Annotated in this window: 14 protein-coding genes; 7 read left to right on the top strand and 7 right to left on the bottom strand. The window is 42.4% G+C overall.

Annotated features, from left to right (window positions below):
- The 4 genes from ftsY to rpoH form a co-directional block, all read left to right on the top strand.
- Nucleotides 1-1,378, top strand: a 1,378-nt coding sequence (ftsY, locus tag LMH66_RS14515; protein WP_229370839.1) for a signal recognition particle-docking protein FtsY, incomplete at its 5' end; no start/stop codon positions are given.
- Between the two features lie 6 nt (nucleotides 1,379-1,384).
- Nucleotides 1,385-2,077 carry a cell division ATP-binding protein FtsE gene (gene ftsE, locus LMH66_RS14520; RefSeq protein ID WP_102526737.1) on the top strand — a complete coding sequence of 231 codons (693 nt, stop codon included), beginning with the start codon at nucleotides 1,385-1,387 and terminating at the stop codon, nucleotides 2,075-2,077.
- Nucleotides 2,077-3,042, top strand: coding sequence for a permease-like cell division protein FtsX (gene ftsX, locus LMH66_RS14525; RefSeq protein ID WP_102526738.1), 966 nt, complete (start codon nucleotides 2,077-2,079; stop codon nucleotides 3,040-3,042). The genes ftsE and ftsX overlap by 1 nt, the downstream gene beginning before the upstream one ends.
- 253 nt (nucleotides 3,043-3,295) lie before the next feature.
- Complete coding sequence (gene rpoH, locus LMH66_RS14530) at nucleotides 3,296-4,159, top strand: RNA polymerase sigma factor RpoH (RefSeq protein ID WP_102526739.1); 864 nt, start codon at nucleotides 3,296-3,298, stop codon at nucleotides 4,157-4,159.
- A 94-nt stretch (nucleotides 4,160-4,253) separates the two neighbouring features.
- On the opposite strand, the gene menE is transcribed toward rpoH, so the two are convergent.
- The 5 genes from menE to LMH66_RS14555 all read right to left on the bottom strand — a co-directional run bounded on the left by menE (nucleotide 4,254) and on the right by LMH66_RS14555 (nucleotide 10,040).
- Entirely contained in the window at nucleotides 4,254-5,780 is a 1,527-nt protein-coding gene (gene menE / locus LMH66_RS14535; RefSeq protein ID WP_229370840.1) for an o-succinylbenzoate--CoA ligase, read from the bottom strand.
- 26 nt (nucleotides 5,781-5,806) lie between these two features.
- The gene (menC, locus tag LMH66_RS14540) at nucleotides 5,807-6,901 is read right to left on the bottom strand and encodes an o-succinylbenzoate synthase (protein WP_229370841.1); all 1,095 of its coding nucleotides are present in this window, start codon (nucleotides 6,899-6,901) and stop codon (nucleotides 5,807-5,809) included.
- A 54-nt stretch (nucleotides 6,902-6,955) separates the two neighbouring features.
- Nucleotides 6,956-7,726 carry a 2-succinyl-6-hydroxy-2,4-cyclohexadiene-1-carboxylate synthase gene (menH, locus tag LMH66_RS14545; protein WP_229370842.1) on the bottom strand — a complete coding sequence of 257 codons (771 nt, stop codon included), beginning with the start codon at nucleotides 7,724-7,726 and terminating at the stop codon, nucleotides 6,956-6,958.
- Nucleotides 7,726-9,456, bottom strand: a complete 1,731-nt coding sequence (gene menD / locus LMH66_RS14550; protein ID WP_229370844.1) for a 2-succinyl-5-enolpyruvyl-6-hydroxy-3-cyclohexene-1-carboxylic-acid synthase — start codon at nucleotides 9,454-9,456, stop codon at nucleotides 7,726-7,728. Before menD ends, menH begins: the two co-directional genes overlap by 1 nt.
- A gap of 155 nt (nucleotides 9,457-9,611) precedes the next feature.
- The gene (locus LMH66_RS14555) at nucleotides 9,612-10,040 is read right to left on the bottom strand and encodes an Lrp/AsnC family transcriptional regulator (RefSeq protein ID WP_102526744.1); all 429 of its coding nucleotides are present in this window, start codon (nucleotides 10,038-10,040) and stop codon (nucleotides 9,612-9,614) included.
- Nucleotides 10,041-10,203: 163 nt separating this feature from the next.
- On the opposite strand from LMH66_RS14555, the gene yjeH reads away from it, so the two are divergent.
- Complete coding sequence (gene yjeH, locus LMH66_RS14560) at nucleotides 10,204-11,472, top strand: L-methionine/branched-chain amino acid transporter (protein WP_229370846.1); 1,269 nt, start codon at nucleotides 10,204-10,206, stop codon at nucleotides 11,470-11,472.
- Between the two features lie 115 nt (nucleotides 11,473-11,587).
- On the opposite strand, the gene LMH66_RS14565 is transcribed toward yjeH, so the two are convergent.
- Both LMH66_RS14565 and LMH66_RS14570 read right to left on the bottom strand, forming a co-directional pair.
- Entirely contained in the window at nucleotides 11,588-12,037 is a 450-nt protein-coding gene (locus LMH66_RS14565) for a TerB family tellurite resistance protein (RefSeq protein WP_102526746.1), read from the bottom strand.
- A 150-nt stretch (nucleotides 12,038-12,187) separates the two neighbouring features.
- Nucleotides 12,188-12,718 (bottom strand): DUF2780 domain-containing protein, encoded by a 531-nt coding sequence (locus LMH66_RS14570; RefSeq protein WP_229370848.1) that lies wholly within the window; start codon nucleotides 12,716-12,718, stop codon nucleotides 12,188-12,190.
- Between the two features lie 195 nt (nucleotides 12,719-12,913).
- On the opposite strand from LMH66_RS14570, the gene LMH66_RS14575 reads away from it, so the two are divergent.
- The gene (locus tag LMH66_RS14575; RefSeq protein WP_102526748.1) at nucleotides 12,914-13,645 is read left to right on the top strand and encodes a hypothetical protein; all 732 of its coding nucleotides are present in this window, start codon (nucleotides 12,914-12,916) and stop codon (nucleotides 13,643-13,645) included.
- A 35-nt stretch (nucleotides 13,646-13,680) separates the two neighbouring features.
- The gene (locus LMH66_RS14580) at nucleotides 13,681-15,084 is read left to right on the top strand and encodes a tetratricopeptide repeat protein (RefSeq protein ID WP_229370850.1); all 1,404 of its coding nucleotides are present in this window, start codon (nucleotides 13,681-13,683) and stop codon (nucleotides 15,082-15,084) included.
- The last annotated feature ends 228 nt before the right edge of the window (nucleotides 15,085-15,312 follow it).

Raw genomic sequence — 15,312 nt, forward strand, 5'->3', positions numbered from 1 at the left:
TGAACAGCAGCGTGTTGAAGAACAAAACCGTCTTGCAGCAGAAAAAGAAGCTGCTGAAAAGGCTGAAGCTGAACGATTAGCTCAGGAACTTGCAGAACAACAATTAGCCGAGCAACAGCGCGCTGAAGAGCAAGCCCGTATTGAAGCTGAACAAAAGGCCGCTGAACAAGCAGCTTTAGAGTTGGCAGCTCAAGAAAAAGCGGCTGCTGATAAAGCTGAAGCCGAACGCCAAGCACAAGCACAAGCTGAAGCAGATCGCCAAGCTGAGCAACAACGAGTCGCAGAACAAACTCGCCTTGCCGAAGAGCAATTAGCTCAAGAACAAAGAGAGCTAGAAGAGGCTGAACGTGCAGAAGCTCAGCGTCTCGAAGAGGAAGAAGCGGCTGCTAAAACGGCACAAGAAGCAGAAACAACAGACGTTGTCGCAGAGCCTCAAGCTAAACCTGTTAAAGAGGGGCTTTTTGCTCGCTTAAAGCGTGGCCTAAAGCGCACCAGTGAAAACATTGGTAGCGGCTTTATGGGGATCTTTAGCGGTAAGAAGATTGATGATGATTTATTCGAGGAATTAGAAGAACAGCTGCTTATTGCCGATGTTGGTGTTGAAACCACCACTCGACTTATTGATAGCCTGACTGACAGCGCCTCTCGCAAACAGCTTAAAGACGCCGAAGCGCTTTATGATTTAATGCGCGATGAAATGCAAACCATTCTAGACCCAGTTGCGATTCCTTTAGTGCCTGAAAATGCCAATGGCCCATTTGTGATTTTAATGGTGGGTGTTAATGGCGTGGGTAAAACTACCACCATTGGTAAATTGGCAAAACAGTATCAAAAACAAGGCAAATCTGTCATGTTAGCTGCGGGTGATACCTTCCGTGCTGCAGCTGTTGAACAGTTACAAGTATGGGGACAGCGTAATGAAATCCCTGTGGTTGCTCAGCACACTGGTGCAGATAGCGCCTCAGTATTGTTTGATGCACTGCAAGCGGCTAAAGCACGTAATGTGGATGTATTAATTGCAGATACAGCAGGGCGTTTACAAAACAAAAGTCACTTGATGGAAGAACTGAAGAAAGTCGTTCGCGTGATGAAGAAATTAGACCCAGATGCGCCGCATGAAGTCATGTTAACGTTAGATGCAAGTACCGGCCAAAATGCGATTAGTCAAGCACAGCTGTTCCAAGAGGCTGTTGGCGTTACAGGTATCACGATCAGTAAATTAGATGGCACAGCAAAAGGTGGCGTAATTTTCGCGATTGCCGATAAGTTTAATATCCCTATCCGTCACATTGGTGTTGGTGAACAGATTGATGATTTACGTACCTTTAATTCAAACGATTTTATCGAAGCATTATTTAGTCAGGATAAGGCAGAATAGTCACATATGATCCATTTTGAGCAAGTCAGTAAGATCTATCCGGGTGGCCAAAAAGCACTCTCTGAAGTCAATTTTCGTCTTCAACAAGGTGAAATGGCCTTTTTAACCGGACACTCTGGCGCAGGTAAAAGTACCTTGCTCAAATTGATCACTGTCATTGAGCGTGCCAGTGCCGGTAAAGTTTCTATTAACGGTCATGACATTGCCAAGCTTGGCAAAAAGCATGTGCCATATCTTCGCCGTAATATCGGCATGATTTTTCAAAACCATCATCTACTCATGGATAAAAGCGTGTTTGATAACGTGGCTTTACCATTAGTGATTGAAGGTTTTTCTCACGGTGAAATTCGTAAACGTGTTGCAGGCGCCCTTGATATGGTGGGCTTGTATGGCAAAGAGCGTCATTTACCAGTGATGTTGTCTGGCGGTGAGCAGCAACGTGTTGGTATTGCTCGCGCCATTGTGAATAAACCGCCTTTACTGCTTGCCGATGAGCCAACAGGTAACTTAGATCCTAAGTTATCGATGGACATTCTACGCTTATTTGAAACCTTCCATGACTCTGGCACCAGCGTCCTAATCGCAACCCATGATTTGGGCTTAATTGCGCGAATGAAATACCGCACCTTAACTTTACGCCAAGGCAAAATGCTTGGTGGTGATGAAATCTATTCAGCTGATACTCAGGGGCAGATTTAATGTCGAATAAAGTTAAGATAACCGCGAGTAAACTGCCCTTTACTGGGCGTTTAGTGATGTTTTTTGTACGTCATATTCAACAAGCAATGGCCAGTATTGGTGAGCTGTGGCGTAACCCTGTGTCATCTGTGATGACAATGGCAGTGCTTGGAGTCAGCTTGAGCTTACCTGCTGCACTACAAGTCCTAGTTAAAAATGCTGAAAATATTACTCAGTCTTGGAATAACGCAGCAGAAATCTCGCTATTTATTAATGAAGGCCGTAGTGAACAGTCAATACAAAGTCTGATTTCACGGATTAATGTCTATTCCGAAGTGGATGTGGTGCACTACATTAATCGCGACCAAGCTTTAGAAGAATTTCAACGTTTATCAGGTTTTGGTGAAGCATTATCTTATCTCGATAGTAATCCGTTACCTGCAGTGGTGGTGGTTACGCCATTAGCACGACATTCAAGCCCTGAAGGTGCAAGAAAGTTGCTCGACAAGCTTGAGCGTGAACCTGAGGTCAGTTTTGGTCGTTTAGATATTGAATGGCTTGAACGATTACAAGCCATGGTGAGACTGATTGAACGCACTGTACTTGCCATTGCAGCCTTATTAGTGCTCGCGGTGGTGTTAGTTATTGGTAACACCATTCGATTAGCGATCATGAATCGCCGCACCGAAATCGAAGTGATGAAGTTAGTTGGTGCAACGGAAGCCTTTATTCAAAGGCCCTTCTTATATACCGGTATTTGGTATGGAGTGATTGGCGGTGTGCTCGCCTGGATCATCATTAATCTTTTAGTCTGGTATCTTGATTCTGCCCTTGCTGAGTTACTTGGCTTATACGGTAGCCAACTGCAAATTCAAGCCTTAAGTATGGCTGAGTTAGTCAAATTGGTGCTATTGGCTTCTTTCTTAGGCTGGTTAGGCTCATACCTCTCTGTTAGGCAACATTTACGCGCAATTGAACCTTCTTAATATTACTGTCGTATTATAGTGGCAATATATGATGTCCAAATGTGTTGGTAAGATTATTTTGGACTAAAAATGAACATTTGTTCACTTGCAATTGCTTTGGATTCAGCAGAGTATAATTCAGCGCGCATTTTGTGTGCATCCTTGTGTTGAACCACTGTTGACATATGTTGTCCGATAATAGATAGTTCACCACTTAACTTAAAATATTTTAAGTTACATAAGTGTTAAAAACGCAGTAATAGTAGGAGCTTTAATGGCCTTTCAATCGCAATCTATGTCACTCACTGTCCCTAGAGGAAGTAGCAGCTTAGAAGCTTATATGCAATCAGTCACAGGCATCGAGATGCTTGGGGCAGACGAAGAGCAGGAGCTTGCAAAACGCTTGCAAGAAACTGGCGACCTACATGCTGCAAAAAAACTGATTATGTCTCACTTGCGCTTTGTTGTGCATGTGGCGAAAGGTTATTCTGGGTATGGTTTGCCACAAGCAGACCTTATTCAAGAAGGTAACATCGGTTTGATGAAAGCGGTAAAACGTTTTGATCCTGGTGTTGGTGTTCGCTTGGTATCTTTTGCAGTGCATTGGATTAAAGCTGAAATTCATGAGTACGTGCTTAAAAACTGGCGTATTGTGAAGGTCGCAACAACCAAAGCGCAACGCAAATTATTCTTCAATATTCGTAAAACTAAGAAGCGTTTAGGCTGGTTTAGCGACGAAGAAGTCGGCATGGTAGCAGAGAATTTAGGGGTGTCTAAAAAAGACGTCACCGAAATGGAGTCGCGTATGGCGGCACAAGATCCTGCATTTGATTTAGCCAGCGACAATGACGATGACAGCAGTGTTGATTTTGCACCTGTTCATTATCTAGAAGATCATTCTTCTGATGTAGCCGTTGAAGTTGAAAATGAAAATTGGGAATCAGATTCTCAAGCGCGATTATTCTCAGCGATTAAAACTCTAGACGAGCGTAGCCAGCATATTTTGCGTGCACGTTGGTTAGATGATGATAAAACGACTCTGCAAGAATTAGCATCAACTTATCAAGTTTCTGCTGAGCGTATCAGACAGCTTGAAAAGAACGCGATGAACAAACTTAAATCTTGCATGGAAATCTAATTCCGCTTGGTTAAGTTTATAATTAAAACCTGCTACGGCAGGTTTTTTTATGGCTTTTTTTAGCTCTGTTATAGAAGCGTTGTGGGACTTTACCCTACAAAGGCAATCTTTGCTTTACTGCGGCAATAATCGCTTTACGAGGGATCTTAAGGCTAGTGGTTTTGATACCGGTTGGCCAAGAGTAATAATGTCTTGGGCGCTTGAAACGAGCAATTCTTTCAATAATAAATTGCTCGATTGAATTAACTTGTGCTGTTGATAATTGGGCTTCTACTGGAACAGTCGCAGTCTGTTGGCTTGATAGTTCACTATTCTTGAGTTGAATGATAGCTGCAGGCAATAAGCTGAATGTCTTATCTTCTTCTGCGAACACAAGCGCATTTTCGATTAAGGGGTGCGCTTTTAACGCCGCTTCAATCTCTTCTGGGTGAATATTTTCACCACCGCAAATAAACATGTTATCGGCGCGACCAAGTAAGCGAAGGTTACCAGAATCATCCAGTTCGCCTAAATCTTGGGTGTTAAACCAGCCTTGTTCATCAGTGACTTTTTCAGCAATACATTGATGGTGTGAAGGTACAGTATTATCGGTTACTGCATCAGTTAAATAACCTAAGAATAGGCAGTCGCCTTTTACCCAAATAGTGCCATCTCTAATTTCCATTTGTCTGTGGCTTAATGGCTTTCCTAAATGAGCCTGAGGGTTTATCAAAGCTGTTGTGATTTGTGAACTCATTTCAGACATGCCATAACTGCAATATGCATTAATATGTCTGTCAGCGAGCGCTGAGACTAATTTAGCTTCTATGGCGCCGCCGCCTAATAACAAGGCTTTTACCTGATCTAATGCTTGCGGGTTCTGGGCCAAAATTTTACTTAATTGCGCAGCCACTAACGAGACATGACTGATTTCGTTGTCGCTAATTTGTTGCCATAAAGGCTGATTATTACTCAGTACCACACATGCCCCTGCGAGCGCACAACGATTAATGATGGCTAAACCACCAATATGAAACAAAGGTAGCGATAATAACCAGGTGTCACCGCTTTTGAGGCTAATATTTTCAGCCGAGCCTTGTGCACTGGCAATGTGATTTGATAAACAATGCACCACGCCTTTTGGGGTACCACTAGAGCCAGATGTGAGAATGATATTCAGTGGCTTTTTGCTATCAATACTTGGCTTACTTTGAATTGGGTCAGGATGTTTACGCTCTAGTTGAAGATCAATTTTGAGCCGTTGTTGGGTCCCATCACTGATATTGAAATCAGGCTGCTGCGCCTCTGACCAATAAAAATCAATCTTAAAACGCTGACATAATTGGGCTTGTTGCGATACAGGAAACTTAGGTGATATTGGCAAAAATATCGCGCCTAAATCAACGCATGCCCAATAAAGGCAAATCATTTCGAGGTTATTAAGGCTGATACAAGCGAGACGGCTATTATGACTAACGCCTTGCTTTTGCAGCGATGTCACAAGGTTAGTTACCAGCGCACTTAACTTAAGGTAACTGATTGCGTCACGATGCTTAATACTGGCTTTATCGCCGTTATCTGTTTGCTGAATTGCTATAGCATCGGGCATGTCTAAAGCTGTTTGGTGTAGCGGAGAAATCATCACAAAACCTTTGTTAATCTGTCTGACTATGGCGTTTCTAATTCATTAGTATAGCGATTGATTAGCTGAGTAACTTGTGGATTCAGTTGATTGTTTTCGAGCATTAACGGTTCGCTAAAGTTAGCTAGCGTGTCGAGCCCCGGGATTTCATCAGGGGTTAACTGTGCGGCTAGCGTCGCTAAGTCGTTAATCCCCAGGTTAGCTTCTAAACTTGAGCTAAATATACAACGCACGCCATGTTCTGTGGCGGTTTCAATGAGTTTCGCTAGTTTGTCGATATTGCCAATAATCATCGGCTTGATGATAAGTGCTGCTAATCCATCAAACATAGTAAATTGATAGTCTGCATCATTTAACGTTTCATCTAGCGCAAAAGGAATCTTAAGTGCTTGATAAACCATGCGGCTTTCTTTGAGCGTTTGACAAGGTTCTTCAATGTATTCGATGCTGGCTTTTGGTAAGCATGCCAGAAACTCAATGGCTTGCTCAGCACTAAAACCTTGATTCGCATCAAGGCGTAATTTGAGCTTTGGATTAATAGATAATATCTGATGAATAAACTGGATTTCTTGTTCTATTGAAGCTTGAGCCACTTTGACTTTTATTGCATAAGTACGTTTAGGTAGTGCATTTATTTTGGCTGCTAACGCTTCATTTGTCGTGTCAGGCTGATAATAAAATAAACTGATTTTTCGGTCATCAACATGGGCATATTGAAATGCCGAACTAAACTTAGTCGCTAATAAGCTGAGCCCAAACGCTGCAGAGGGCAGCTTTATTTCACTGGCAATATTAGCTAATTCGGTTAACGGCTTATTGATTAACAGCGGTAATTGCTGCTGGAGTAATGCAATCACTTGTTCAAGTGATTCTTCGCTAAATCCAACAAGAGGTTTGTTGTTGGTATCTACGCCTGACAAAGGGCTGATTTCGACACTTTCGCATTGACCATGATTTAATTGAGCACTGATGACTAAACCAGACCGTTGATCGATGCGCTGAGTTGCCACAGGCAATGTGGGTGATAATGGGATTTGGTAACGGTGCAGTGTAAGCTCACTGATGATGGCAAGTTCGACTTGTTCAAGGCTAGAAGTTTCATTGTTATCACCAGTGTGCATAAAGCGTAAATCCTTTATTAACGAATACTCACCGCTTAACAGTGTTGTTAGCAGTTATGGGTAAAGCAGCTGTATGACGCTTGCTGCAAACATCTTTGGTTGCGCTTTATGGGTATTGTGCCCTGAATGTGGGATTGTGATCACCGATAAATCAATTTTCTGTTGCCACTTCTCTGCCAAGTTAGAAAATTTATTGTCATTTTCACCCACCAATAGATATCTCGGGCAGTGTAATTGTTTCAGTACTTTTTGGCCATTATCTTGTAATCCAAGTGAAGTGCTCTGAAAGCAATGCAGTAACGCTTGAGGATTATTTTTACTACGAATATTAATCAGCTGTTCACGAGCATCATTATTTAATTCAGCAAAAACCGGCTGTTGGTACCATTCACTTAAAAATGTTCTTAATGGCTTTGACGCTAGTTTCTCTGCCCATTTCTGATCGTGTTTCAGTCTGGTTTGCTTATCACGTGTGGAACATAAACCTAAATGAGCCGACTCCAACATAAGACTCAATAGTGCCGCAGGATGGAATTTAGCGATATGCAACGCTACTCGGCCACCTAAAGAGTATCCCAGCAAATGAAATTGCGGATAACCTAGATTAATCACTTGATGGGTAATGGTATCAGCAAGGGCTTCAAAGCCTGGCGTTGGCAATATCTGCTCGTTTTCACCATGGCCTGGCAGATCGATGCAAATACAATGAAAGTATTGGCTTAGGGTGGGTAAGCAAGCTTGCCAATCTTCTTTGGAACCTAAAAAACCATGTAATAAAACCAGTGCAGGTAATGCGGTGTCACCGCATCGTTTAATGGTTGGCATTAGTGTTGTTTCACCCATTGTGCAATGAGCTTGATTTGATCGCTTGCTTGATTAGGGCTGACATTGACTTCAATCACAGATGTTCCTGCAAAGGCCATTGCATCAACATAAGCTTCATTAAAGCTGGTTAAACAATCCACTTGGTTATATGGCAAACCAAACATGGCGGCAGCATAACCAAATTCCAGTCCGTGACTCAAACGGTAATATTCATCTCTTACTGCTTCATTAGGCACAGGTAATAAGTTGAAAATATTGCCGCCATCATTATTCAAAATCACAATCACAAACGGACTGTTAATTTGCTTGGTTATGGCGAGCGAATTAAGATCGTGCAAACTTGAAATATCACCAATGAGTAGAGTGCTTGGCTGTTTACTCGCGAGTGCCATTCCGCTTGCTGTAGCAATTAATCCATCGATGCCTGATGCACCTCGATTGGTATAAATCGCAGGCGTTTCGCAGGTAATAGGTGAATACATATCGTATAAGCGAACTGGCAAGCTATTACCAATAAACCATTGATGTTTTGAGGTCTGCACCTTAGCTATTTGGCGAACAACTTGGGGTTCACCAAAGCTGCTTTGGTCAATATGCTGTGTTAGCAATGCTTCAATATTTTGATTCATTTCTACTAATGACAGCGCCCAATTGGCAGATGATGATCTTGGCCACTGCGCACTGCACATTGCTGAGACACTAGCGAGCCATATCCGTTTCGACTGATGGTTAGGGTCAAGGCGCTGTTGAGTCGGTAAGACTTGCCAGTAGCTATGCCATTGTTGCTCAGCAATAAAACTAATCAGCCTTTTAGAAATAAAACGCCCGCCAAATACCAATACACGGTCTGCTTGTTCGACAAATTTAGCCGCTTTGGGGTTGAGCATTAGCTGATCAATATGGCCAATCACACTTGGGTGTTGCCTGAGCTGAGACTGTGCATCGACCACAATGGGCCAGCCCAATTTTTGCCCCAGTTCAATAATCTGTTGTGGATTATCTTTTGGAGATAACGTGCCCACCACAATCACGCCTTTGCCATGGACGAAACGCATCATGGTGTCTTCAGTCGGTAAGTTGCTACTAGATGCTTGACCATAATCAGTATAGGGAAATGCGTGATTTAGCCAGTCTGAAATTGGCGTCACATAACCAGATAATGATGTTTTAACAAGTTGAGATAAGGTTTCTAATTCGCTTGGGTATAACGGCTCACGGTACATACAATTGAAATGTACTGGTTGAGTTTGATTACTCACTACTTCATCGATGGTAGTGAGCAAAGTATTTGGGGAGATGGCTAAATCTGGCGTTGGTAAATTAACTTGTTTAGCATAATCGGCGAATATTGCGGGTTGCACAATGGCTTGGTTTGCACCACAACCGATTAATTCAGGCGGTCTATCGCCACTTAACACAATCAAAGGAACTTGAGTTAACCAGGCTTCTACAATTGCTGGATACAGGTTGGCGACTGCGGTGCCAGATGTGGTGACAATCGCTACAGGGCTATTACTGGCTTTTGCTAAACCAAGCGCCATAAAACCTAAACCACGTTCATCGAAGTGTAAATGTCGTTCAAGTTTATCTTGGGCAGCAGCGGCTAACGTTAATGGTGTTGAACGAGAACCAGGTGCCATGCATACATGTTTTACGCCAAGCCGAGCCAGCTCTTCAAGGATGAGTGCACCCCAAAGTAAATTGATGTCAGAATTAGGCCGTGTTTGCATAGTGTTAAATACCCAATTTAAAGTGTTTGAAACCTGTAGTTTCAACATACTTGTTTAAGTTTAATCGACTTAAAAAGTGTTATTTATTTTAGTCTCTTATCAGCATTGTTGGCTATTTTACCAGTATAACCAATAAATTAATTTGAGAATGTGCGTTACGCTTGATTGTTAATCCATTCACTCATTACCACGTGGGTTTTAATTTTGACGATATCTACCTGGGCATCAATGTACTCACGAATTTCATGCAGTCGTTTCATCGATGCGGCATTAACATAAACCAACAGATCCATTTCGCCAGTGATCCCTTGGCAAGTTATGACTTCAGGTATGGCATGAAATACGTGCACAACATCGGCACAATTGGCGCGTTCATGTTGTATTTCAAAGTATGCCGATACGCCTTCTTTTTGCGACTCACTTAATAAAACTTGATAGCCACGAATTACACCAGATTGTTCAAGTTTTTTTATCCGCTCAGTAACCGCACTCCGTGATAAGCTCACAGCTTCAGAGATATGAGAAATACTTTGACGAGCATTTGCTCTTAACGCATTTAAAATGAGTTGATCAAATTTATCCATTTTGATTCCAGTCGTTAGAAATACAATATCCGTCATATTGTTGGTAACTTTATTAATTGCCGTCAAAATGTCGGTTTTATAAGTGTTTTTGCAGAGTGATTACGGCAGTTTGTATCCAATAACCATTTTATAATTCTTGCAAACACCACCATAGAGCAAGCTAATGAATCAAATTACAGGAACGATAGGGCGCTGGCAAGGTGCCGGACTGATGGCCACCACTTTGCTTGGTACAGGGGTATTTATTTTACCGCAAATGACCATTGCAGTAGCAAATAGTGGTGCTTTATTGGCATGGATTATTTTGACCGTCGCCATTTTGCCTGTGGCAGTGGTATTTGGTTTACTTGCTAGCCGTTTTCCTCATGCAGCAGGGCCAGCCTATTTTATTGAAAAAGCCTTTGGTACCACTGCGGGGCGCACGATTGGATTGATCTTTTTGTTTGTGATCCCGATTGGTGCACCAGCGGCAATTCTAATGACTTTTCAATTCATGGATGCCTTAGTTTCTATCACTGGCTGGGGTCAGTTAGTGGCTGAGCTGATGATTGTGTTGGTGCTGTTATTGCTGAACTATCGCGGCATTCAGGTCTCTGCCAAATTGCAGTTTGCGCTGACTTTAGCCATTGTGGCAGTTGTCGCGGTGTTATTTAGTGCCAGTGGCACAAATGTCAGTGAAGCTGGCGCATTCACAGAGTTAGCTTCAGCTGAGGTTTCGACAGTCATGCTAGCCATGGGGATTGGATTTTGGAGCTTTTTAGGTATTGAAGCCATGACGCATTTAGCCAATGACTTTAAAAACCCTAAAAAAGACATGCTACCTGCAATGATGATTGGCACGGTATTAGTCGGCATCATTTACCTTATTTGCACCTTATTGCTATTGATGGTGCCTAGCGATAAAGAAGGATTAGCAATGATCCACACTTTCGAAACGTTATTGGGTAATGTGGTGTGGCAGGGCATGGGAGCGCAAGTCATTGGCATTTTGGGCATTGCTAGCGGCATTGCGACGGTTAACGTCTATTGCGCCAGTGCAGCACGTTTACTGTGGAGCTTTAGCAAAGAAGGCGTATTACCGAGCTACTTTAGCAAACTCAATCAATTTGGTGTGCCGCTGAGAGCATTAGTGACGATTTTATTGACCATGGTATTAGTGATCACGTTCACTTTTGTGACAGAGCAAAAGCTCGAGGACTTAATTGCTTGGAGTAACGGCGTATTCGTTATTATCTATTTATTGACCATGTTATCAGCGGCGAAATTACTCAGTAAACGCTATTTACCACTCGTGCTTGGTGGTTGCATATTTTGTCTAGGGGTGGGAGTAGCTCTGGCTGAAAATATGTTGTATTCCTTTATCTTAGTTATAGTGGTTGCGCCATTTATGTATTGGCAAAAACAGCATCAAACGCGTAAGCAAGCGGCTTAACTTAAGGTTTGCTTGCGTAGAAATGTAAAAACGGGACTTTCTAAAGAAAGTCCCGTTTTTATTTGTCTTATAGCCAACAGCTTAAGCGTAAAGCTTAGTGCTTAAGGGGAGGAACTTAGCGTTCTTCCATGGCAATATTGCGCATTTGAATCACTTCACTGTGCTTTAAATAAAGTAAATCAGCGGTGCGGCGAATAATTTGGTCTTCATTTCGACATAACTTGCCATCCGAGTAAGCCAACTTCCACATACACAGAAGTAATTTTTGCTTTTGCTCAATGGAACACTGAGCATTAATTTCTGCAGTAAACTCGAATAATGAAATTGAATTGCCTTGAACTAACTTGGCTTCGTCAATTAATGCGTTAGCTTCAGCAGCACTGATATTTAAATTGTCGCTAATTATTCCAGGAAGCATCGCTACTTCTTGCTCGTCTAGCGTTTCATCGGCATACATGACCTCAAGCAATAAACTTACAGCAGCTAACTTTAACTGTTGTGCTTGATCTTCTGGGGTCGTTGCTTGAGCATGCGACTGTAAAAACTGTTTCAGTTTCGCGATCATATGGCCTCCTAAACGTCTTTAAAACAATGCAGCTGTACTGACTATTTTAGTGAGTATTGAAAAGTGAATATAAGATTAAGCTTAACAGAGACAATAATGCCGAGCGAATGGCTCGGCATTAAATAAAATTAATCCTAAATCAGCGAGTCATTAAAGTAATGAATTCACGCCTTTCATTAACAAATCAACCGTACCTTCAGTGCCGTTGGTTTCTAGGTATGATTTGGCAATATCAACCATTGGCGCAACGTATTCTTTTTTAATGCCTAACTGTTCGAACGCGTCGTATACCATTGCAGCGCCTTCAAATGACTTACCTAAATCACCTGCTTGAGATAATAAACCTGACATGCCATCGTCCGATGCTAATGCAGGTACTGCAGATAAAAGTGTGTCAGCTCCAGGAATGCTGTTTGATAACAGGCTAAAGTCAGAATCGCCTAAGTTAGACTGCGCAAGGCTTAGCAAGGTGCCTAAACCGCCTTCCGCTTGATCTTTACTGAGGCCAAGTTGTGACATTACGTTACCTACTAAATCAGTAGATTGTGCATCAGCGGTAGTCTCTACTTTTTCTACTTTCTTTTCATCGGTGCCAAAAACACTGTCTAACCAACCTGCTTGTGCTGGAGAAGTAACTGCAAACATTGCGACTAAAAGACTTACTGCTGGGCTTAATTTCATCGTGGCCGTCCTGTGGTTTATGTTGAATGATTAAAAGTGAGTTTTCGATATCCTGTGACCATTTTAACGTTATTCACAAATTTGTGACAAATGATTTAACTAACTTTACTCTCACTTGATATCAATTGTGCAAAAACACAGTTTTTTCGGTATCCTTAGCAGCATATTTATCTATTTTTGATTATTGGAAGTCCCATGTCATTGTCTGCAATTTTGACTGAAGCATATAATTTCTTTCGTAACCACGTGGCGCAACTTGCCTCACTAACAGTGCCATTACTGTTAATTCAAGTCATGATCCAAGTGTGGCTTGGCAGTGAGTTGGCTGCCCAAGCGGAAGTTGAAGTACCGCAATTTGGCGCTATCCACGGTGCTGCTATGATGGTGCTACTATTAATCTTCTCGTTGCTTATCGCTGCATTAACCTTATACCTAGAAGTTCGCTCACGCGGGCATGACGTTACTCCAGGTATGGTGCTGAAAAACAGCTTTACCTTTGTACCGCCATTATTATTAGCTGGAGTATTCTCTGGCTTAGCTATCTTGGCGCCGGTAATGTTATTTGCGGTATTCGGTCCGTTTTGGATTATCGGTTTGAGTATCAGCTTTTATTTGTTTGCTCGCCTTGCCTACGTTAACTTTATGGTGATCGTTGAGCGTGTAACGCCATTAGAAGCCATTAAAAGCAGCTTTAAATTTTCATCGCCAATCGTGCTGAAAACAATGATGATATTAATGCTTTACCTACCATTATCAATGGTCGGTGGTATCGTTATACAGCTGACAGAGTTCGGTGGATTCCCGCTACGCGTCATTATTGATACCTTGTTCGCATTTTTAGGACTTTTCGTTAACGTTGCACTGTTTAGATTGTATATGGTTAACCGTAGTACTGATGATAAAGAGTCAGAGACCACTGAAATCTAAGTGAAAAGTTAATAACAGCAGAGGAGTAACCGCCAGTGTTAAATGATATTGAGTTTATTGGCGGCTTCTCGGCTGAGATAGTGGATGATTACACCAAAGCTAAAAGTTATGTGCGCGATATTCCTACCCAAGCTTTGGTGTTTGTTCGCAGCTTTACCCATCAAGTCACTTCGTTACTGGCTCAGAAGCAGTCGGTAAAATTTAATAGTCCCAACTTATATGATCGCATCGAGCAGCTCAATCGCATGCGCTTTATTGATGTGCCTACAACCAGAGCATTGCATCGACTGCGTAGTGATGGTAATCGCGGCGCACATCCAGAGAAATACCATTTAACCCAAGAGCAATTAGTCTCACTTGCTGAGAAAACGATTAAGAATATCTTGTCGTTAATCACCCTGCTTTATCCAAAAGTACATCGTAAAAAAGCGCCTGAATATCAATTTGAAGCGTTTGATTCGTTTGTTGGCCGTGAGCTTTGCTATCAAGCGGTGATGCATAACGATCATCAAGCTCAATATCTTGTGGGTATGTCTTTAAAATCAAAGGCGTTAATGCAGCAAGAACAAGAGCAGTCGCTTGATCAAAATGAGGCAGAGCATGCCGAATCAGTGAGCACATTCAAGCAAGCCGCGAACTGGTTTGAATTGGCATCTGAGCATCACCAGCAAGCACTATTTGAGCATGGAGTGGCATTACTACATGGTTATAACGGCCATAAAAATGCCGTTGCAGGTGAGTTGGCGATTGAGCGCGCAGCCCAAGCAGATGTTGTTGAGGCCAAAGCGTTATTAGGTTTCTTTTACTTAGTTGGCAGTGAAAGCTTTAGCCCAGACTTAGCAATAGCGGCAACTTGGTTAGAGCAAGCAGCATTGGCGGAAAATACCGAGGCGATGTCAAATCTCGGCGTGTTGTATTATCAGCAACAGCAACTGGATAAAGCGTTTGAGTGGATTAATAAAGCTGCCCAAGCAGGTTATCCTCATGCCCAGTATCACTTAGCCTTAATGTTATTTAATGGCGAAGGCTGTGAGGCGAATGCTAATACCAGCGAACACTGGTTAGCGGAAGCCGCCGAGCAAGGGCAACTTGATGCGATGTTTATGCGCGCACAACATATGCTAAATGATGATTCTGGTTTAGGCACCGATGTTTGTTTAGCTGAGCGATATTTACGTGATGTGATTAACTACGGCCGCAGTGTTCCCGCGATGATAGAGCTCAGTGTTGCATTGGCCGATGGCGTCTTTAAACGCATTGATGTGGTGGAATCAGCGTCACTGCTTAAACTTGCTAAACAATATGCTAATGATGAACAAGCTGAAATCATCGAGCCGATTTGGCAGTCATTGCAGCTCCAAATCGATAATGTGATTGAACTTAAACCCAGTGATGAAGAGCTTAAATCCTTGATTCATGCACAAGGGATCTTGGCTTAATTTTATTTTTGGGTTAGTTCATTTCTTTTTTATAAAGAAGATCAAAGTCGTGGCGCTTCGCCCACACCAGACCAAAAGGGAGTGAACGGCAACTCCCTCTTGGATCTCCCATCCGCTCCATTGAAGTGTTATTTCCTCAGTCTTATAAGTGAGTTTACTAACGCCTCAGATTCGCCATATATGGACCCATCCGGTTTGCAAGATATTTGATACTGATTCAGAGAAGAG

It is taken from the genome of Shewanella sp. 10N.7 (genome assembly GCF_020806285.1).
In the GTDB taxonomy this organism is placed as follows: Bacteria; Pseudomonadota; Gammaproteobacteria; order Enterobacterales; family Shewanellaceae; genus Shewanella; species Shewanella electrodiphila.